This window comes from Tenacibaculum sp. FZY0031 (assembly GCF_036350695.1).
Classification (GTDB): Bacteria; Bacteroidota; Bacteroidia; order Flavobacteriales; family Flavobacteriaceae; genus Polaribacter.
Genome location: NZ_JAZDVY010000003.1, coordinates 15,416 through 37,007, shown reverse-complemented (window position 1 = coordinate 37,007; position 21,592 = coordinate 15,416). Strand labels below are relative to the sequence as shown.

The following is a 21,592-nucleotide window of genomic DNA, read 5'->3' as shown; positions in this document are numbered from 1 at the left end:
TGTTAAAGTCATGAGCTTTTTTATTGCTATTAATCACAAAAGGTGTTTACTAACTCAATTCTTTCTAGCATTTCCCAAGTTTTGTGTGTAAAGCTTTTTGGAGAAAACTTAAATAGAATTACTGTTTTTTGCTTTTCTTTACAGTAAGTGCTTTCAATTAAAACATTCAATGTAATTTTTTTATTAGTAGCAAACCGATCAAATGTTTTTACCTTTCCTTTAAAGAAAGAAGTCGATTCTTTTTTATTAATTTTTAAAATTGTAGCTGTAGCTTTTTTGTGTTTATTTTTATCATCTACGCTGTTTAGCCCATCAAAATACTTTTCTAAATTATTGGCTAATTCTTTTGCGGTGATTTCTTCAGTATGATTAATACTCCAAACATAGGTATATGACCAAAAGTTTTGATGTTTAGGATCTCTCCATCCTTTTGGAGGAAATCTGACTTCAGCCATTCCGTCATAATTAATGTTTTGAGCAAAACCAATTGGAAAAGGAAATATTTCTTTTCCCCAAGTGTTATCAAGCTGAATTAAACCTTCACTCTTTTCTTTTTTTAGCTTAATGTTATTAAGACTGTTCCAAACTTCGCTGTTATAATTTTGGGGAGATAAACGAAAGGAAACAATAGATTTTTTATGGTCTTTAAAAAAATGTTGGTCACCTTGAATATTAACCGTTATCACTTTTCCTGTATGAAATCCATCAAAAAAAGTCATAATTCCGTTAAAACTATTTTTATGATTTTTTAAAATTACTTTAGGCTCAGGAAATTTTTTAGCCCAATGATTGGGTTTCATTAACCCGTCAAAATAGCTGTAAAGGTTGTATTCTATTTCTTTTAAAGTTAAAGGAGCATTAGTATTTACTTTCCATCCAATAAGTAAAGACCAAAATTCATCACTCTGAGAGTCTGACCACTTAGGCGTAAAAAGGAGTTCTTCAAAACCAGTGAGTTTTAATTTTGGAGCCCAATCAATGGGGAATTTTATAATTTCTTGTTTCCAATTATTAGGATTTTCAAAAATAGATAACTCTTCTTTTTCTTTGCCTACTTGAGCTTGATTAGTTATAGAAAAGCAAGCGAAACAAATTAGAGAGATAATAATTTTTTTCATCTGATTGATTTTTAAATTTCAGATAAAGTTATTTCAGAGTGTAAACAAAAATGTCAAAAAAAAGTAAAAGAAGTGTCAAAAGTTATAAAAGCACAATTTTTCTTTTATTCTTCAAGCTTATCAAACACAAAATCAATTGAAAATTCATCATTAGCCACTGTAGCTTTTAGTTGATTTTTATCTTTCCAGTATTGTATCACTTTAGGAAACTCGTTTTGTTTGTTTTCCGCAGTAAAAGAAGTGTCAGTTTGTTGAGTAATAGCAAAAGAGGTAGGAGTTTCATTCACACCCGTAACTTGTAAAAAAAGAGCATCATTTTTAGAAACGATGTGTAAAATCTCTTTAAAAACGGTGTCTTGTTTTTGCAAAGTAAAACCCATTCCAGAAAAATCATCATACCAAAACTCATACGTAAGCTTATCGGGTTGGTTATTTGCACGTTTCCATTTTCCAAACAACCAAGTTGGTTTTTTGATATCTTTTGTGTTTTGACAAGAAAAAAGTAGGATACAGAAAAAAAATAAGATTAAAATTCGCATAACAACCATCTTTATGAATTAAAGATATGAATAAAATTCGATAAAAAATCGTAAATTCGCACCCCAAGAAAAGATACTATGCTAGATAAATTACAGATAGTTAAACAACGTTATGATGAGGTGTCAGATTTAATCATTCAACCAGATGTTATTTCTGATCAGAAACGTTATGTACAATTAAATAAGGAATATAAAGATTTAGGAAAGGTTGTTAAAAAGGCAGACGAGTATGAAACTTTATTAAATAATATAGAAGAAGCCAAGGAAATCATTGCTGACGGATCGGATGCTGAAATGGTTGAAATGGCTAAAATGGAAATGGACGAAGCGAAAACTCGAATTCCACAATTGGAAGAAGAGATTAAGTTTTTACTAATTCCGAAGGATCCCGAAGATTCAAAAAATGCGGTAGTAGAATTACGTGCGGGTACTGGTGGAGATGAAGCGAGTATTTTTGCGGGTGATTTGTTTAGAATGTACACCAAGTACTGTGAAAGTAAAGGGTGGAAAGTTTCTACAGTAGATTTTTCTGAAGGTACCAACGGTGGATTTAAAGAAATTCAGTTTGAGGTTACTGGAGAAGATGTGTATGGAACGTTAAAGTTTGAAGCAGGTGTACACCGTGTACAACGTGTACCTCAAACAGAAACTCAAGGACGTGTACATACATCGGCAGCGACTTGTATGGTATTTCCAGAAGCAGAAGAGTTTGATGTAGAAATCAACCCAAAAGATGTACGTATCGATTTCTTCTGTTCATCAGGACCAGGAGGTCAGTCGGTAAACACTACCTATTCAGCGGTGCGTTTAACGCATATTCCTACAGGGTTAGTGGCACAATGTCAAGATCAAAAATCGCAGCATAAAAACAAAGAGAAAGCGTTTAAGGTATTGCGTTCTCGTTTATATGATATGGAGTTGGCGAAGAAGCAGGAAGCCGATGCTGCAAAACGTGGTTCGATGGTAACTTCAGGAGACCGTTCTGCAAAAATTAGAACCTATAACTATCCGCAAGGACGGGTAACAGATCACAGAATCGGACTGACCTTATACGATTTGTCGAATATTGTAAATGGAGATATTCAAAAAATTATAGACGAGTTAATGCTCGCAGAAAATACTTCCAAGTTAAAAGAATTAGGAGAAACAATTTAACAAAAAAGCGTTACCAAAGAGTAGCGCTTTTTTTATCAAAAAGAATTAGACTCCACAATTCTTGTAGAGCCGACAAAGAAACCCTACCTTTGGGCAGTATTAATGTTCTATTCCTATTTCGGGAGAAAATCTACGAGTCTTTATACTATTTTTCTGTCATACTTCAGTTTCTTAGTCTTCAGTTGCTTTATAAAGCATTTTCAATAGAATTTTTAATCTAAAATAATATCGTATAAAATCACAGACTACAGTTATATATCGTACTGTGGAGATATTTGTATGATGTAAAATGTCTAATAATTAAAATCATATTATATGTTAAGAATAGTTGTAAAAGAAGGTGAAAATATCGATAGAGCCTTAAAACGTTACAAGCGTAAATTTAGAGATGTAAAAGTTTTGCAAGAGTTGAGAGAGCGTAAGCAATATGTAAAGCCATCAGTTACTAGAAGAGCCCAAGTGCAAAAAGCAGCTTATAAAGAGCAGTTATTTAAAGAAGAATAGTAGTATAGCTATATAAAATACAAAAGCGCAACCATTTGGTTGCGCTTTTTTGTTTTGTGGAGACGCCGAATTAAAAACCTTTCTATAGCAGGGACATATAAAATAGAGTCTAAAGGAAAAGACAAAGTAGAAACCAATTTCTTTGGTAAGTTTATCTCATGTTCTAATAATGAAGAAAATTTTATTCAAATTGATGAAAACGAAATTCGTTATTGGGTAATTAAAGTAAACTCTTTTCAAGTTGAAGATGTGGATATGTTGGAGAAGTTGAAAAAAGAAATTCCTCATTTTTTGTATTTCTTGAGTAAACGAAAAATTGTTTCAGAAAGAAAAACAAGAATGTGGTTTACAAAGCAACAGATTTATACACCTGCTTTAGATAAAGTTGTAAAAGGAAACAAAACATATTTAAGTCAGGAAATAAAAGAAATTATAATTGATGACTTTATTGCGTTTGAAGTTGATATTTTGCGTTACACCGCAACAGATTTATTTGAAAAGTTAAGTAAAGGAGTAAGAACCTCTAGGTCAAAAATTTCAAAAAGCTTGAAAGATGATTATAAATTAGAGCATTTTAATGGGAGTTATAAAAAATACTTTTTGACTCTTAATACTTCACAAAAAACAATAGTTGATTTTGAAACAAAAAAAGGGAAATATTACGAGTTTTTAAAAAGTGATTTCATAGATAGCTCGTTGATTGGTTGACAAAGTTCCTTATTTGTAAGTAAAACATAAGCATTTATTAGGTAAATGGGGATTCAACAACTGATCAACAACAAATCAACAACAGTTGTTGACGAGTTGTTGATTTGTTGTTGTGTTAAAAAACTTAGTGATTTAGGGGATTGCTTAACAATCGTCAACATTTCAACAAAGAAAACAATATTTAGATTTTCAATATACCTCAGAAATATTTACGTTTTTTTGCGTTTTGCGTTTTGTATTTTTTTTGCGTATATGTAGTGTCATAACTACATGAAAGAAACAAAGTACTCAAGGTCTTCTATGCGTTAGATGTTTAATGATAAAAATAATTACCAATTATATATCCCATTCCTATCTAAAAACTTCTCTTTATTATAATTCATCGTCTTTAATAAGGTATCTATAGGTTTATTTATTATAGATTCAGTATAATTATATTTCCCTTCAGAATTATCAAAAAATCGACCTGCTGGATCTATCATAGCATAGCTACCCTTCATTGTGTTATTACATTCTGGTATCATATTTTTTTGATTTTTATGATTCTCTAAAAAAACTCTAAATTGTTTTTCCGTTATCCTCAGTGAACTTATTTCATTATCATTCTCACCTGTAATAGGTAATACCTGAAATACTTTCCACCTACTAGGCTCAACGAAGCTAATAAACTGATTAAAATCCTCGAGATAATTTAAAGCAGTGATAACAGTATTTATCTTAAATCCAAAACCATTCTTTTTTATCAGATCTATTAAATCCATATATTTTTTTTCTGTGATTATTTTTTTACCAGTTATCGCTCTACCTGTTTTTAAATTAGTTTTATCAGTGAGACTATCAACACTTAATGTAACCCAGTCTAAATACAGTCTATTCTCAAGTAAGAATTTTTCAGTTAAAACACTTCCATTTGTAACTATCATTGTTGTTAAACCAAACTCTTTAGCCTTTTTTATTAATTTTGGTAACCAAGGACAAAGTAGAGGTTCTCCTCCTGCAAAGGTTATTTTTTTATACCCATATTTAGCTAACTCAGCGACAACATTAATAGCATCTTTTTCTGGTAGATGTCCTTTTGGTAATATTTTTTGTTTCACCTCTTTAAATGTTGCAAAACAAAATTTACAACGCATATTACAAGGCTCCCATAAATGAAAATTAACGCTTGGTATAAAATCTTTATTAGTCATTTTGAAATAGTTTAAAATTAAGCCTACAGGCTTCTATCTCATTATGAGTATATAAATGAATTTAGGTGATTAATAATTATTACGATTATCTTTATAGAACTGATCTGTTTCTACAATTTCGATGAAAACTCCTAATGAATTTAGCTTATTACGATATAATTTTAGTCTACTAATATGAAGTAAATCTTGATAACCTACCTTAAAAACATTATTAATTTTAATTCCTAAACCTTCTAGAGCTGTTGATACATACCATAAATGAATTTGTTTTTTACCTTCATAAGCTGCTGCTAATTGAAGCTGAGAAATTGCTTTTTCATCTTGTTTTTTTTGTTTAGCTAACTCAAAAGTATTCGTTTTCTGACTAGTACGTTTCAATTGTAAATAAACAATATGTAGATCATCTTCCATTATAATATCTATATCTCCCTTTTCTTTATTACTAGCCGATTTAACTTTAGTATCCCATGGCATATTTTTATAATATTCACACAATATATTTTCAATAGAAGTTCCATCATTTGGTTTAAAATTTTTAAATAAAGCTTCTGTCAATGCATACAATCCTGTAAAACTTGTTAAAATAGACATTGGAGATATAATATTTCCTTCAAGTTTTATGAATGGCTTTTGCCATAAATTTATAGTTAATTTAAAAGGGTCAAATTTTTTCATCTTCCAATTAAAAGAAAAATTAGATATGATTTTTTCTATATCTTCTATGGAACACTTTATTCCTGAATTATTTGTCATTTGATGAAAATTTTCAATATCAGAAATAAGTATAAATTCTTTATTTTGTATCAATAATGTCCCTTCTATGTAGGTACTTTTCTTATTTGAAGCAATACTATGTAGAGGCTTTACAATTGTATGATATTTTCTTGTCGCTAACCCCTGTAAAAAAGTAATTGCTGTAAGTAAAGGAATTTTATTTTTCATTTCTTTTTCTTTCAGACCTAAATCATTAATAGCAAGTTTGATTCCATTACACAATGCATTCCCCATAATATTCTCTTCAGATTTATTATTGTTATGAAAAATAATTTGTCCTGTTTCCAAATGTTCTGGGTAAGATTCTACTCCAAGTTTACAATACATATTTTCATTCAAAGAATATCTATCAGCATCATAATTCCATTTAATGTTAAATACTTCGTCTTCTAAGACTACTATTTCACCTATATCATTTATTTTAACTTTTAATCCAGGTTCATAGGCGTATCTATATAAAACGTCTTTATTCATTACATATTCATTCACTAAAGCGAATATAGATTTAAACTCTTTTTTCAAAACTTCTTCTAGGTAAACTTGATAGATGTTTTCATATGTAAGTTCTTTTGTTTCTTCTTGTATCTCAGACTGTGCATAAGCAATTAATATACTTAAAGCATGACCTCCATATTGAAACTTAATAGGAACTTCATGATTATCATAGACAAATGCTTCAAAAGCAGCGCATGAAGCTACAATAAATTCATGTTTAGATTTGTTTAAACCTTTAATTTTATATAAGACTTTATTCCATGTAGTATTAAGCAGATCTGAAAGTTTTTCCCATATTAAGATTTCCTCTTTAACAACTGGTGGTAACTCGCCATTTTTTAAAGTTTTTAATCGAGAACTATCTAAGAAAAGTAACGTTTCTTTATAGCCATCAATAAAAAGTTCTGGATTGTTATAGGCTACATAGTATTCAAACTCTATGGAATTGTAATTTTTAAGATAATCTTTCCATAATTCAATAGCCTTAGCTTCCCTAACCCAAACAGCAGATTGTTTAGTTAAAAATGAATTGTAAAAAAAATCATCTTTAAAGAAAGCTTTTTTTGTTTTGTTCTTTAAATACCAATCTACTATTTTATTCAATGGCATTTCATTCCAAGCAAGTAAATACGCATCGTATTTTGCCCCTTGTTCATATAAAAAGTGAGCCTCTTTTTTGGTATTAAAAAAAATATCATTCATGATTATACAAGTTTAAAATTAACTATGCGAAATAGTTCTTGTCAATCACATAACAATAATAGGAAAAAATATTATGATATTTACTTTCCTTAAATCTTTTCTCGATAATTTCAATAAAACAATGGTTTCATTTACTTTTTCAATTTTTGCTTTTTTTACGTTTTGCGTTTTTTTGCGCAAATATAATGATTTGTCACTACCCTAAAACAAACAAAACACTGATATACTTAGCTTTAAAAACACCATTACATTGAAACCTGAGTTTTATCTATTATCTTTTTGCGCATTTTGCGTTTCCTTTTTTAAAAAACTCAAAAGGATTACGAAAGCTCTTTTCAACTTCAATTTAGAATCGAAAAATAGTTAGTGGTAAATTCTCAGGTTACAAGAATAATTTTATTTTTACTTACTAAAAGTGCTATAAGATCAAATATTTATTTCATGCCAAACACTAAACACGCCATAATCCGATACCAAGCATTAGATAAATGTTTTAGAAATAAATCTAAAAGGTATTTTATTGATGATTTAGTAAATGCTTGTCAATCTGCAATTGAAAACTTTACAGGAAATGCAGAAGGAGTTCAGAAAAGGCAAGTATATGATGATATAGCTTTTATGATGAGTGAGAACGGTTATAACGCACCCATTGAAAAAGATAAAATGGGTAGAAAGGTATATTATTACTACAGTGATGTTAATTTCTCTATAAATAATCAACCGCTTACCGAATCAGAAGCATTAGAATTAAAGGAAACCTTAATAACATTAAACAGATTTAAAGGTTTACCTCAATTTGAATGGATTGAAAATATAACAACCAGATTAGAAGCATCCTTTCAATTTGGTGAACAGGCTAACGAAATTATTGAGTTCAATCAGAATGAATTTTTAAAGGGAAAAGAATTTATTAATACGTTATATCACGCCATTATTAATAAAACGGTTTTATTAGTCACTTATGAGAGTTTTAAATCAGAATTAAACACGATTATAGAGTTTCACCCATATTACTTAAAGCAGTATAATAACCGTTGGTTTTCATTTGGTCAAAACCCGAACTTTGATAACATTACTAATTTGGCATTAGACCGTATAATTAATATTGAAATATCAGATAAGCAATATGCAGAAACTAGTATCGATTTTAAAGAATACTTTGAAGATATTATCGGTGTAACTTTTGACGAAAATCAAACCCCTATTGAAGTAACGATTAGAATCGAAAAATCATTATGGCCATATATTAAAACAAAACCATTACACGGTTCTCAAAAGATTAAGCAAGAACAACAAGACCACATAGATATTAGCTTACAGCTCATTCCAAATTACGAATTAGAAAGTATGCTACTTCAATACGGTGAAAGACTAACAGTATTAGAACCCGAAACATTAAGGAAGTCTTTAAAAGAAAGAACTAAAATGATGATGGGAAACTATAACAGTGTAGATACAATGCACAAATAAGAACAATATTTGAAAGAATGAATAAACAAACAAAAGGTATTTCCTTTAAAAATTTCAGACGTTTCCAAAATTTCCCAATGCTTCAATTAGGAAATATTACCTATATGGTAGGACGAAACAATTCAGGTAAATCTACAATGGTAAAAGCATTACTATTAATTACCGATTACCTACAAAATCAGTTATCAGATACCTTTTCATTTGATAATGTCGTACTTGAAGATGCTAATATTGTAACCTTTGGTAGAGCAAAAAACAATATATCTAAAGAGCCTACCATCACATTTGAATATCAATTAGATGAATTTGATATTCATATAGTTATATCCGGACAAGCAGAAAACACGAAAGCAAAAGTAAATGTATTAAGTGTTAATGATGCTAAAACAGGTATTGACCTAAATATCAATTATTCAAAAGGGAATATTACCGTAAGCAAAGAACTTATTGAAGATGAAAAAGTTGATGATAATAAACTTAATGTTATCAAACAACTTGAAGATTCAGTATCTGAATTACAAGAGGAATTAGATGTTGTAACCGATAAAACATCTAAAGAGTCAATTGAGTTAATGTCAGCATTTAGAAAAGCAAGTGAAAAATTAAAAGCTGCAAAAAATCAATTACCTAAAGAAATTAAAAGAAAGGGAGATAAGCAGTATGAGTTGTCCTATCCAATTTCTTTAATTGTTGACACAAAAAAGGAAGGTAATACACTTTCTACTTATAATGTACTAACAAATATAATCGAAGATTTTATTTGGATAAATGATGTAGAATCAAGTAATAAAAAAAACAAAAAGCTTTCAAAGAACAATCAAGAAGATGTTTTAGTTTTAAGCAGGAATAATAAACATTTATATGAATTTTCAAAAAGAATTAACCAATCTATAAATAGACAATACTTTTACTTCATTGGTGCAAACCCTTCTAAACAATCAGCTCTTTTTTATTTAAGAGACAAAAACAATGCACTCGCACAGGCCATTCATAATTTTTATCAGTTAACAGCAGGTGAAAAAAATAATGACGAAACAAGATTTATTAAATACTGGATGGAAATATTTGAAGTAGGTGTTGATTTCAATATTAATATGCAAGCTGGAGAGGCGTATGAGTTTAAAATATTGGAAGAAGAATCTAAAAGAAGCGAGTCAAAAGAAGAAATATTAAAAAAGTACGTCTCTTTATCCGATAAAGGTATGGGGTCATTGCAAGCAATGACACTCATTTTAAAAATGGCAAGTTTAATTCGATTAAATGAAAAAGAAAAAAAACAGATAACAGTTTTAGTTGAAGAACCTGAATTAAATCTGCACCCAGATTTACAATCAAAACTAACAGATTTTTTTCACGAAGTTTATACTAAATATAATTTTAATTTTATAATTGAAACACATTCAGAATATATTATAAGACAATCGCAGTATATTTCTTTGGATAAAAATTATTTAGTAGACCAAGATTTAAATCCAAACCCATTTTCTATCTTCTATTTCCACAAAAAAGAAGGTCCATACGAAATGAGATTTAAAGGCGATGGAAAATTTGAAAGAAGTTTTGGTGATGGTTTCTTTAATGAAGCTGATAAATTAGCAATGAAAACATATAAGTTGAACCTTAAAAACAAGAAAAATGGGTAAAGCTTTTTGTAGAAATGAAATTGTTGATTATTTCTTTATTTTGGACGAAAAGGATTCGCTTTTTAAAATCGTAGATGAGTTTTATGACCTTGCTTTGGATATTGATGAAGACGAAATTTTCGAATTAATAAAAGAAAACCCAATAGCAAATTATTTTTTTAAACGTGATACAGCAAGTATTATTAGTGATAAAGATAGTTTTGAGAAGATTGATAAAGCGGATTATCTACCTTTTAGTAATGATGTGCTTTTGTGTGATGATACTACTGATGTAGTAGAAATTAGAAATAAATATGGTGTTTTAGCATTACATCTTGAAGATGAATTTTTAAATGATCAAAATTTTAATTTTGGTTATACTTTAGAACGAGATAAAGAGTGTAGGTTTAAATGTTGGGCGGATGTTATAGACCCTAAACCTTTTATACCATCTAATTCAGCAATTTTAGTAGACAATTTTATTTGGAAAAACAAAGCTGAATTTCATAATGAAAATACAGAAAATCTATATGAAATCATTTCTAAAATAATTCCTAAAGACCTTGAAGTTCCTTTTCAACTACTAATAAATATAGATTTTAGAAATGCAGGAATCGAAAAAATTGAGGCAGAGGAAAAACTAAAGAAAGTCAAAAAGAATTTGGAAAAGTTAACTGGTAAGACAGTTGAAGTAGGTGTTTCTAGTCATAGTAATCCTAAACTATTTCATTCTAGAGTTATTTTAACTAATCACCATTATTTTTATAGTGATAGAGGTTTTACTATTCTTAAAAATGGTAAAATTAAAGACGCAACATACGGTACTAGAAACTGGGTGTTTTATGGGATAGAAAATTATATTGGTGAAATAAATAAACATCACCATAATAATTTAATCAGGAACTTAAAAAAATCAACTAGTGACAATTCAAGCATTGACACAGATGCTATTTATAATGTCGGAAATTGGAAAAACCGACTATTAAATTAATTAAAATAATCTGTGCGCAAAGAATGCACACATTATTCCCATATTTGCAATGTCAAACAAAATAAAAGACAACAAACACTAAAAATGAGCAACCAAAAAAATAATGTAGAAGTAGGATTTATTTGGCAGATTACTGACGATGTATTACGTGATGCTTTCAAAAAAAATGAAATTGGCGATGTAGTTCTACCGTTTGTAGTGATTCGTAGATTAGATTGTATTTTACAACCAGTAAATGCCAAAGTTCGTGAAACTTTCGAAAAATTCCACGATAAGCTATCTTCAGAAAAATTAATTCCTGTGTTGCGTAAAGCAGCAGGTGGCTTAAAATTTTACAATACCTCTAAACATACCTTGCAGTCTTTAAAAGACGAACCCCAATACATAGAGATTAACTTTAATAATTACCTACAAAGTTTTAATCCAGAAGTACAAGAAATTTTAGAGAGTTTTCAATTCGATAAAATTGTAGCACGCTTGGTAAAGAACAGGTTGTTATACGAAATGATTGATGCTATCTGTAAAATTGATTTACATACAGAAGCTATCGACAATCACGGTATGGGTTATGTGTTCGAGGAGTTAATTCGTATTTCAAACGAGCAATCTAACGAAACCGCAGGAGAGCATTTTACACCTCGTGATGTGATTGAAATTATGAACAATTTCCTTTTCGCAGGCGAAAAAGAAAAGCTATCGCAGCCAGGTATCATTCGTACCATTTTTGACCCTGCCTGTGGTACTGGTGGTATGGTAAACTTGGGTAAAAAGTTTATTCTCGATAAGGTATGTGCCGATAGTAATAATAAACCGACATTAGTAACTTATGGACAAGAAATTAACGAACAATCGTATGCCATAGCAAAATCAGAAGCCTTAATTACAGGAGAAGATGCCAATAACATTAAACACGGTAACTCATTTAGCGAAGACCGTTTTCAGGGAAAATCCTTTTATTATATGATGGCAAATCCACCGTATGGCGTTACGTGGAAAAAAGATCGAAAGTTTATAGAGAATGAAGCCTTAAACCCTTCTGGTCGTTTTTATGCAGGTACACCACGAGTAAGTGATGGGCAATTACTTTTCTTACAGCATATGTTATCTAAAATGGAACGCGAAGGTTCTCGTATTGGTGTCGTAACCAATGGTTCACCCTTGTTTACAGGTTCTGCGGGTAGTGGTGAGAGCGATATACGTCGTTGGATTATAGAAAACGATTGGCTAGAATGTATCGTGGCATTGCCTAAAGATTTGTTTTATAACACAGGTATTAACACCTACATCTGGTTTTTAACCAATAACAAAGCACCACATCGTAAAGGGAAAGTACAGTTGATTAATGGTGATGCTAAAGAAATCGTAACTACAGAAGGAAATGGAAAGGATAAAGAAAAACACCTATTCTGCCAACCCAACAAAAAGAGTTTGGGTAACAAACGAAACGAAATCACATCGCAACACATTTCGCAGTTATTGGAAATGTACCAAAACTTCGAGGAAACCGACCACTCTAAAATATTCGATAACGAATACTTTGGCTACTACCAACTAACCGTAGAACAACCAAAAGTGGACGAAAACGGTAAAATGGTATTAGACAAAAAAGGCAACCCAAAACCAGATACCAAAAAACGTGATGCCGAAAGCGTTCCATTGACTGAAGATGTAGAAACCTATTTTGAAACCGAAGTAAAACCACACGTACCTAATGCTTGGATAGATTACGATAAAACCCGTATTGGTTACGAAATTAACTTTACTAAGTATTTCTACAACTATACACCTTTACGACTAGCGAGTGAAATTAAAACTGAAATTATAACCTTGGAGAATGACATTGCTAACTTATTAAAAGACTTAATAGGCTAATGGAAAAAGCATACGAGACATATAAGGATAGTGGTCTTAATTATTTAGGAGATATTCCTTCACATTGGAAAACTGTTAAATTAAAATATATAGGAGAAGCTATAACGGGTATAACTTATTCACCAAACGATGTAATTGACAACGAAAATGGACTTTTGGTACTACGCTCATCTAACATTCAAGGGGGTAAATTATCTTTAGATAATAATGTGTATGTCAGTAAAGAAATAAAAGAAAAATATTTAACTAAAATTGGTGATATTCTTCTATGCTCAAGAAATGGGAGTAGAAATTTAATTGGTAAGAACATACTTATAGACGAAAAAGTAGCTAATGAAACTTGGGGTGCTTTTATGACTATCTATAGAACACAACATTCAAAGTTTGCTTATTATTTTTTTAATAGCCCAATATTTGATGCACTGTCTAGCCTATTTTTATCTTCAACTATAAATCAATTGACAATTGGTGTAATCAATAATTTTATTCTTGCATTACCACCAAAACAAGAACAAACCCAAATAGCAGCTTATCTCGATTACCACACCCAGCTAATAGATACCTTAATTAGCAAAAAAGAAACCCTTATACAAAAACTACAAGAGCAACGACAAGCTATTATTAACGAAGCAGTAACCAAAGGTTTAAATAAGAATGCAGCCCTAAAAGAAAGTGGTATTGAGTGGTTGGGTGAAATTCCAGAGCATTGGGAGGTGGTGAAGTTGAGTCATTACTCAGAGGTAATTGGAGGATCAACTCCTCGTAGTAATGTTGATGAGTATTGGGAAGGTGATATATCTTGGGTAACAACAGATGATTTAGGTAAAGTCAAAAATAAAACTATAAATCAATCTAGAAGAACAATTACTGAAAAAGGATTGTCAAGTTGCAGTGCATCATTAGTTCCTGAAAATTCGTTAATCATTTCGTGTAGAGCACCTATAGGACATTTAGCTATAAACAAAATGCCAACCGCAACAAATCAAGGTTGCAAATCAATAGTGCCTAAAGAATTTTATATAACAGATTATTTGTATTATTTTTTTGTAACAGCAAAAAAAGATTTACAAAGTCTTGGTACAGGTTCTACTTTTATTGAAATTTCAACTTCTGACTTAAAAAATTACAAGGTACTTAAACCTTCAATAAAAGAACAAAATGAAATTGTAAGCTACCTAGATGTTAAAATGTTAAAATTAGATTTGGTTTTTGAAGAAATTACTAAATCAATCCAAAAACTTAAAGCCTATCGTCAGTCGCTCATCAGTGAAGCAGTAACGGGTAAAATAGATGTTAGAGATTGGCAACATCCAAAAAATAAATCATAAAAAATGGAAAAGTATATTTATCTAATTATTGGTGTATTGCTTGGTGCTATTATTGTCTTTTTATGGCTAAAGCAAAAATTTGCTGCTCAAAATGCTAGGTTATCAGCTAACAAAGAACAAGCAGAAAACGAATTGGCTTCAACGATTAATAAACTTGATAGTTTAGAGAAGGATTACGAAACCTTGAATACTAAAAACAACGATGCTATAATAAAACTAAGAGAGAACCAAATGGTAATTTCAGGTTTAAATAAAGACATTCTAAAACATCAAGAAGACTTTACAAAAATTGAGAAACAAAAAGAGCAATTAGATAAAGACTTAAAAGCCGTTAACGAGCAGTTATCACTAGCCAAATCGTTTAACAAAGGACTAGAAGCTACTATTGAAAAAAATAAACAATCGGAAGCGAAGCTAGAAAAAAGCATAAACGAAATTAATGAGCGTTTAACAGAAAAAACAAACGACTTTAATGAGGCTAATAAACAATTGGCATCGGCTTTAGCAGATAACAAAGCATTAAAAGCAAATCTAGAAACCCAAAAGAAAGAAATAGAGGAGCTTGGTAAAAAATTCAATACAGAATTTGAAAACATTGCTAGTAAAATATTAAAAGATAATACAAAGTCCTTTTCAGAAGTGAACGAAGCTAAAATTAATGAGTTACTAAAACCTTTAAATAAAGATATAGCAGCATTTAAAACCAAAGTAGAAGAAGTTTACGATAAGGAAGCAAAAGAACGTTTTTCATTAGGTGAAAAAGTAAAAGAATTAGCAGAGAAAAGCGATAAAATTAGTCAAGATGCTATCAATTTAACCAATGCACTTAAAGGCGAAGCCAAAACACAAGGAAATTGGGGCGAAATGATTTTAGAAACCATACTTGAAAAATCAGGCTTACGTAAAGACGAAGAGTACTTTATGGAGCATCAGTTAACCGATGAAAATGGCAAACCTTTACGTTCTGATTCTGAAAATAAGAAAATGCGTCCGGATGCAGTCATCAAATATCCAGATAACAGAAATGTAATCATAGATTCTAAAGTGTCTTTAAATGCATTTACTCGCTATTTAGCAACTTCAAATGTAGAGGAACAGAAAAAAGAATTAGATGCGCACATAGCAGCAATTAAAACCCATATAATTGCTTTGAGTACAAAAGGTTATGACGATTATGATAAAGCACTAGATTTTGTAATGATGTTCATACCGAGTGAACCTGCCTACATTGCAGCAATGCAATCAGATCCAAACTTATGGAATTATGCTTATGATAAGCGTATTCTATTAATGAATCCAACTAATTTAATCACTGCTTTAAAATTAATTGTGGATTTATGGAAACGGGAATACCAAAATCAAAATGCAATTGCTATTGCAGATAGAGGGGCAAAACTATACGATAAATTTGTTGGTTTTGTAGAAAATTTAGAAAAAGTAGGAACTCATATAGAAAGAGCACAATCGTCTTACACAGATTCTTTTAAACAATTAAGTACGGGTAATGATAACCTAGTTTTACAGGCTACAAAACTTAAAAAACTAGGGATTAAAAATAAAAAAGAGTTAAATCAAAGCATTGTCAACGATGCAGAGATACATAAACTTACAGAATAGTTATGGCAGGTGGAACTAAAGAAATACATTTTGAAGACCATATCGTAAACTATTTAACCCAAGAGGTTAAAGAGTATAATTTGGTAAATACAAACAAGTACGATAAAAAATTATGCATCATACCAGAAGATGTATTGGCATTTATAAAAGAAAGTCAACCAAAAAAATACCAAAACATACAAACCCATTTAGGGATAGCTACTGATACTAAAATTGTAGAAACGGTTGCCAAAAGTGTACGCAACAACAAAACCTTAAAAACCTTACGCAGTAAATTACGAATTTCTGGCGAGCGTATAGATTTGGTATATTTTCAACCTGCAAATAATAAAACACCAGAGCACGAAACCTGGTATAAGCAAAACCGTTTATCAGTTGTTAGACAATTAGCCTATTCTACTAAAAACAATAACGAGTTAGACTTATGCTTCTTTATTAATGGTATTCCTGTAGCCACAGCAGAATTAAAAAATGCACTTACAGGGCAAAATCATCACAATGCTATTAAACAGTATATGCAAGACCGCGACCCTAATGGAGAACCCTTGTTGGAGTTTCAGCGTTGTTTGGTACACTTTGCTATGGGAACAGAAAAAGTGTTTATGACTACCAAATTAGCAGGTAAGTCAACGTTTTTTTTACCGTTTAATCAAGGTTTACGTAATTGCAATCCTAATGGCTTTGCCACAGCCTATGTTTGGGAAGATATTTTACGTAAAGATTCTTTGTTGGATTTGGTTCAAAACTTTATCAATCTTCAAGAAGATGTAGACAAAGCCTATGACCCAAAAACAAAAGCTATTGTAGAAAAGAAATCTACCAAGTTATTATTTCCTAGATTTCATCAATTAAAAGCAGTTAGGCGTTTATTAGACCAATTAAAAATTGATGGTACAGGTACTAACTATTTAATACAACATTCAGCAGGTTCAGGTAAATCTAATACCATTACGTGGTTAGCATATCGATTGGCTAATTTCTACCAAAACTATACCGACCAAACAGCCTTATTCGATTCTATTATTGTGGTAACTGATAGGCGTGTATTAAATACGCAGATACAAAATAATGTCAGGCAAATAGACAATGTTCCTGGTATGGTAGAATATGTAGATGAGAAAAAAACGTCACAAGATTTAAAAACTGCTATCAAAGAAGGGAAAAGAATTATTATTACGACCATTCAAAAATTCCCTGTCATTTCAGATGCAGCAAGTGAATTCCCAGACCGTAAATATGCGGTTATTATTGATGAAGCACATAGTTCACAATCAGGTGAAACCTCAAGACATATGCGTAAAGCTTTAAGTTTAGAAGATGCAGCTAAATTAGACACACCTGAAAAGGATTTAGATGAGGTAATAGCAGATGAAATCAGTAAAAAAGGACAACAACCTAATATTTCACAATTTGCCTTTACAGCTACACCTAAACCTAAAACCATTGAGTTATTTGGTACAGTACAACCAGATGGTGGTAAAGAACCATTTGATGTATACTCAATGGAGCAAGCTATTAAAGAAGGTTTTATTTTAGATGTATTAGAAAATTATATGTCATTTAAACGCTATTACAAATTAATTAAGCGTAGCGATATTGAAGATAAGGAATATGAAAAGAAAAAAACAGTACGTGTTTTAGGTAATTATGTCGATTTACAAGACCACGCAATCAAAAAGAAGGCACGTATTATTTTAGAACATTTTGCAGCAGAAACTCAAAATAAAATTCAGGGGAAAGCAAGAGGAATGCTCGTTACTAAATCACGTTTACACGCAGTACGTTTTAAAAGAAAATTTGACGATGTAATGCGTGAAATGAAGTTGCCGTATGAAGCTTTAGTAGCTTTTTCAGGCACAGTAAAAGATGATGAAACAGGTGAGGAATACACTGAAACCAATATGAATGATTTAGGCGGGAAAATTAGCATTCCTGATGCGCTTAAACTACCAAAATACCGCTTGTTAATTGTAGCAAACAAATACCAAACTGGGTTCGATGAACCTATGATGCACACAATGTTTGTAGATAAAAAATTAGGAGGTACAAGCACAGTACAAACATTATCACGTTTAAATAGAAATGCGAGAGGTAAAGAATCTACTATGGTATTAGATTTTGTAAATGACCCAGAAGATGTACAAGCAGATTTTCAAAAATATTACGGTAAAAACTTTATTCAGGAAGAAAACTTAACAGACCCTAATGCTATTTATGATAGTTTAAATCAAGTGGAAAGTTTTGAAGTGTATTATCCTCAAGAAGTAGAAGCTTTTGCCAATATATTCTTTACGGAAGAAGATAACTTTGAAAAACTACAACCTATTCTAGAGGAGATAGCGGCTCGTTTTGTAGATAATTTAGAAGAGGAAGACCAAGCAGCCTTTAAAAGTGCTGCAAGTTCTTTTGTAAAACTGTATCGTTTTTTAAGCCAAATCATCACATTTACCGATGTAGAATTGGAAAAGGTATATATTTTTTTAACAGCTTTAATAAAAAAGTTGCCTTATGCCAAAACATCATTGCCATTAGATGTAGTAAACGATGTAGAGTTAGATAGTTATAAAATTCAACATAAGTACACAACCCAATTAAAGTTAGAATCAGCAGATGGTGAACAAGAAGGAATGAAACCAAGTGGAGCTATGGGAGGTAACGAAGATGAATTAGATTTCTTAACTAAAATAATAAAGGTCTTAAATGAAACCTATGGTATTGAGTTAACCGATGAGGATAAGGTGGAGTTTAAAAAAATGAAAGAGAATATTTATTCGAATGCAGAGTTAATGTCTTTTTTCAATAAAGGAAACTCAAAGGATAATATCAAAGATAAGTTTAGCGAAGAAGTAGATTCAGAGTTATTAAACTTCATTGATAAGAAGTTGGATTTTTACAATAAAATGACAGAAGATAAGATTAACACGCTATTTAAAACAATGTGGTTTAACGAATTATATGATGCTCGTGTTAGAGGTATTGGTAAATAATAATTATGGAACTAATTTTATCTAAAATAAACGGTACAAATGCAGACTTAAATTATGTGGCTTTAAAAGAATCAATAATTGAAAAATTAAGTGCAACCTGTCAAGAAGCAGAAGTTATTATTTTAAATAACTTCCCTGTTTCAGTATCGTCACAAGCAACCGTTGATTTTATTGTATTATTAAATATTCCGAAAAAAGATAGAAGCTGGTATAGAGTAGAAATCGCTAATGATAGGCATTATGTAAAAAATCAAATTATTGCAGTATCTATAGTAAATGAATACACAAATTCGAATATTAAAATAGATAATGGTTTAGTAGAAATTGATGGTGCTTATGTAGATTTTGAAGATAACGCCAATAAAATTAAATGGGGTTTAACTAACTATTTAAGTAGTAATTGTAATTTAGATAGAAAGTATATTACGGTCCATCCAATAACTTGGATTAAAAATAATTCAAGTTCTTTTACTACTAATAATATTTTAATAGATAAGCAATTTACTTATGATAAGGTAGAAGAAATAATTAAGTTGAATCATTATTTTAAATGGCCTGGATATAAGGAATGGTATGCTAGTGATGTACTGTTTGAGAGTCAAATTAGGCAAATTTTTGAGCGTGCTTCAAAGGATAGTGAAGATGGATATATTACGAAGAAAAAGATTGACAGAATTCAAAATAAATTAGATGATGCTTCAACTAAAGCTTATAAGAATATTGGCCAGAAATTAGTTGAGGTAAATGGAAAAGCAGGAACAGGTAAATCATCAGACATATTAAAATGGATGTTACGATTAAGTGTTGAAGGGCGTAAAGGCGTGTTTTTAACCTACAATCACGTATTAGTTTATGATATTTCCTCACAAATACAAAGTTTTACAAATCAGTTGTCACCAGACGACAGACAAGGAAAACAACCTACTACCACATACACAATTTACGGTTATTTTTATAGAGTTGCAAAAAAAATAGGAGTACTATTATTACTTACTGAAAAACGTATAAAAGAATTAACAGCAACATTAGATTCCAGATGGGTACAAATTGAAGCATATTTCAATTCTGTTAGAAATACAGAAAATGATATCAGTCTTGCTAAACTTTTAATGTATGTTCAAAGCAAATGGAATATAGCTGAAGGTACTAAACGTGAAGCAATCTTATTTATTCAACATTTAGAATCTTTAAAACGTTTACCAAACCAAGAAGAAACTGCAAAAGAATTTAGAATCTATCGTAATGATAAAGTGGATAAACTTAGCAATCTTGAAAGCTCAAATATATTTTTAAAAGACTACCATAAAGTTTTAGAACGTATCCTTCAAGCTGCTTCCAATTTAGATGCATTTTTAAGTGATTTAGATGTAGTTAGTAAGTATGATTTGTTAGAAAATGTAATGGCATTACAACCTAATATTCTTGAAAAAGATGGTAGTGGTAAGATAAATTTAGAAAAGCTAAAAACACGTTATAAAAAAGGTATAAGCGGTTTTAGGGCAGGAAGAATAGCATACATTGATGAAGCACAAGATTGTCATCCATTAGAGAGAGATATTCTTTATAGTATTTTTGGAAGTAATAATATAGTAATTGCTAATGGAGGTAAAGAACAGCTAATTCGTTATTCTCAATTGTGTGATTGGCACATATCACGTAGTCAAAAAATAGAATATCATAAATATCAAAAGCGTCGTAAATCATATAGAATGAAACCTGCTATTGCAGCACTTGCGAATCATATTGCTGCTTGGTATGAAATAGAGCTTGATATTGAACCAATAGATACAGAAGATCACGGAAGTATATTCATTGACTTCTCAAAATCTAATGAAAAACATATTGAATCCGTTAAAAAACTCAAAACAATTGGAGAAAGACAAGGATGTACTAATTATGAATCATTATTACTTTTAACATCTGCTGAAAGTAATAGTAAAAATGAATTTGCAATAGAACAAGAAACGTCTGTATCTGTTAATGAATATGACAATATTGTTAAAGATGCTGGTAAAAATAAAAATGAATGGTCGCTTATTACTGAAGCACAATCTAAAATAGGAGATACATTTTTCTGGAATACAACTGGTAATGTAGATAAGCGTAGTTTAAGTCCACCAGGTTCTTTATCTGTTCGTTCAATCTATTATGAATCTTGTAGAGGTATAGAAGCTTGGTCAGTGATGTGCTTTAATTTGGATGAGTTTTTTGAACAGAAAACACTTGAAAAAGATGCTGATAATTATTTGTTAGAATCGCTATTCGACCAGCTAACACCAGATAAAAGACGTGCGATGTATGCAGCTACTTGGGTATTAATGGCTATTACACGAAGTATGGAAAATTGTTATATACAGCTTCAAAATACAGAAAGCTCTTTATCAAAAGCTATATTAAGTTTTAAAGAGAAATACCCAAAATATGTTACATCTTTAGGTTTATAAATTTCATACTATTTTTAATATGGAAAACATTGATAAAACTAGAGAGTGCATTAGTAGATAAAATTAAATTTTAAAA

15 protein-coding genes are annotated in these 21,592 nt (G+C 30.5%); 11 read left to right on the top strand and 4 right to left on the bottom strand.

Going from position 1 to position 21,592, the window contains the following annotated elements; all coding sequences use genetic code 11:
* Positions 1-29 precede the first annotated feature (29 nt).
* The gene (locus V1T75_RS04480) at positions 30-1,118 is read right to left on the bottom strand and encodes a hypothetical protein (RefSeq protein ID WP_330487367.1); all 1,089 of its coding nucleotides are present in this window, start codon (positions 1,116-1,118) and stop codon (positions 30-32) included.
* Positions 1,119-1,222: 104 nt separating this feature from the next.
* A complete protein-coding gene (locus V1T75_RS04475; RefSeq protein ID WP_330487366.1) occupies positions 1,223-1,657 on the bottom strand; it encodes a DUF6265 family protein in 435 nt (144 codons plus the stop codon).
* 78 nt (positions 1,658-1,735) lie between these two features.
* On the opposite strand from V1T75_RS04475, the gene prfA reads away from it, so the two are divergent.
* The 3 genes from prfA (at position 1,736) to V1T75_RS04460 (ending at position 4,024) form a co-directional block, all read left to right on the top strand.
* Positions 1,736-2,812, top strand: a complete 1,077-nt coding sequence (gene prfA, locus V1T75_RS04470; RefSeq protein ID WP_330487365.1) for a peptide chain release factor 1 — start codon at positions 1,736-1,738, stop codon at positions 2,810-2,812.
* 315 nt (positions 2,813-3,127) lie between these two features.
* Positions 3,128-3,316, top strand: a complete 189-nt coding sequence (rpsU, locus tag V1T75_RS04465; RefSeq protein WP_330487364.1) for a 30S ribosomal protein S21 — start codon at positions 3,128-3,130, stop codon at positions 3,314-3,316.
* 39 nt (positions 3,317-3,355) lie between these two features.
* Entirely contained in the window at positions 3,356-4,024 is a 669-nt protein-coding gene (locus tag V1T75_RS04460; protein ID WP_330487363.1) for a primase-helicase family protein, read from the top strand.
* 329 nt (positions 4,025-4,353) lie between these two features.
* On the opposite strand, the gene V1T75_RS04455 is transcribed toward V1T75_RS04460, so the two are convergent.
* Positions 4,354-5,214 (bottom strand): viperin family antiviral radical SAM protein, encoded by an 861-nt coding sequence (locus V1T75_RS04455; protein WP_330487362.1) that lies wholly within the window; start codon positions 5,212-5,214, stop codon positions 4,354-4,356.
* Between the two features lie 69 nt (positions 5,215-5,283).
* Positions 5,284-7,185, bottom strand: a complete 1,902-nt coding sequence (locus V1T75_RS04450; RefSeq protein ID WP_330487361.1) for a hypothetical protein — start codon at positions 7,183-7,185, stop codon at positions 5,284-5,286.
* 441 nt (positions 7,186-7,626) lie between these two features.
* Between V1T75_RS04450 and V1T75_RS04445 the strand changes: the two genes are divergently transcribed.
* The 8 genes from V1T75_RS04445 (at position 7,627) to V1T75_RS04410 (ending at position 21,516) form a co-directional block, all read left to right on the top strand.
* A complete protein-coding gene (locus V1T75_RS04445) occupies positions 7,627-8,655 on the top strand; it encodes a helix-turn-helix transcriptional regulator (protein WP_330487360.1) in 1,029 nt (342 codons plus the stop codon).
* Between the two features lie 17 nt (positions 8,656-8,672).
* Positions 8,673-10,298, top strand: a complete 1,626-nt coding sequence (locus tag V1T75_RS04440) for an AAA family ATPase (RefSeq protein ID WP_330487359.1) — start codon at positions 8,673-8,675, stop codon at positions 10,296-10,298.
* A complete protein-coding gene (locus V1T75_RS04435; RefSeq protein WP_330487358.1) occupies positions 10,291-11,268 on the top strand; it encodes a hypothetical protein in 978 nt (325 codons plus the stop codon). The genes V1T75_RS04440 and V1T75_RS04435 overlap by 8 nt, the downstream gene beginning before the upstream one ends.
* Positions 11,269-11,352: 84 nt before the next feature.
* Positions 11,353-13,140 carry a type I restriction-modification system subunit M gene (locus V1T75_RS04430; protein ID WP_330487357.1) on the top strand — a complete coding sequence of 596 codons (1,788 nt, stop codon included), beginning with the start codon at positions 11,353-11,355 and terminating at the stop codon, positions 13,138-13,140.
* Entirely contained in the window at positions 13,140-14,468 is a 1,329-nt protein-coding gene (locus V1T75_RS04425; RefSeq protein ID WP_330487356.1) for a restriction endonuclease subunit S, read from the top strand. The genes V1T75_RS04430 and V1T75_RS04425 overlap by 1 nt, the downstream gene beginning before the upstream one ends.
* 3 nt (positions 14,469-14,471) lie before the next feature.
* Entirely contained in the window at positions 14,472-16,085 is a 1,614-nt protein-coding gene (rmuC, locus tag V1T75_RS04420; RefSeq protein WP_330487355.1) for a DNA recombination protein RmuC, read from the top strand.
* Positions 16,086-16,087: 2 nt separating this feature from the next.
* On the top strand, positions 16,088-19,072 hold the full coding sequence (locus tag V1T75_RS04415; protein WP_330487354.1) for a type I restriction endonuclease subunit R: 2,985 nt from the start codon (positions 16,088-16,090) through the stop codon (positions 19,070-19,072).
* A gap of 5 nt (positions 19,073-19,077) precedes the next feature.
* Positions 19,078-21,516, top strand: coding sequence for a hypothetical protein (locus tag V1T75_RS04410; RefSeq protein ID WP_330487353.1), 2,439 nt, complete (start codon positions 19,078-19,080; stop codon positions 21,514-21,516).
* Positions 21,517-21,592: the final 76 nt, after the last annotated feature.

Bases quoted from the DNA above. Each gene is read 5' to 3' on its own strand.
- V1T75_RS04480 (WP_330487367.1), bottom strand. From the start codon at position 1,118: ATGAAAAAAATTATTATCTCTCTAATTTGTTTCGCTTGCTTTTCTATA.
- V1T75_RS04475 (WP_330487366.1), bottom strand. From the start codon at position 1,657: ATGCGAATTTTAATCTTATTTTTTTTCTGTATCCTACTTTTTTCTTGT.
- prfA (WP_330487365.1), top strand. From the start codon at position 1,736: ATGCTAGATAAATTACAGATAGTTAAACAACGTTATGATGAGGTGTCA.
- rpsU (WP_330487364.1), top strand. From the start codon at position 3,128: ATGTTAAGAATAGTTGTAAAAGAAGGTGAAAATATCGATAGAGCCTTA.
- V1T75_RS04455 (WP_330487362.1), bottom strand. From the start codon at position 5,214: ATGACTAATAAAGATTTTATACCAAGCGTTAATTTTCATTTATGGGAG.
- V1T75_RS04450 (WP_330487361.1), bottom strand. From the start codon at position 7,185: ATGAATGATATTTTTTTTAATACCAAAAAAGAGGCTCACTTTTTATAT.
- V1T75_RS04445 (WP_330487360.1), top strand. From the start codon at position 7,627: ATGCCAAACACTAAACACGCCATAATCCGATACCAAGCATTAGATAAA.
- V1T75_RS04440 (WP_330487359.1), top strand. From the start codon at position 8,673: ATGAATAAACAAACAAAAGGTATTTCCTTTAAAAATTTCAGACGTTTC.
- V1T75_RS04435 (WP_330487358.1), top strand. From the start codon at position 10,291: ATGGGTAAAGCTTTTTGTAGAAATGAAATTGTTGATTATTTCTTTATT.
- V1T75_RS04430 (WP_330487357.1), top strand. From the start codon at position 11,353: ATGAGCAACCAAAAAAATAATGTAGAAGTAGGATTTATTTGGCAGATT.
- V1T75_RS04425 (WP_330487356.1), top strand. From the start codon at position 13,140: ATGGAAAAAGCATACGAGACATATAAGGATAGTGGTCTTAATTATTTA.
- rmuC (WP_330487355.1), top strand. From the start codon at position 14,472: ATGGAAAAGTATATTTATCTAATTATTGGTGTATTGCTTGGTGCTATT.
- V1T75_RS04415 (WP_330487354.1), top strand. From the start codon at position 16,088: ATGGCAGGTGGAACTAAAGAAATACATTTTGAAGACCATATCGTAAAC.
- V1T75_RS04410 (WP_330487353.1), top strand. From the start codon at position 19,078: ATGGAACTAATTTTATCTAAAATAAACGGTACAAATGCAGACTTAAAT.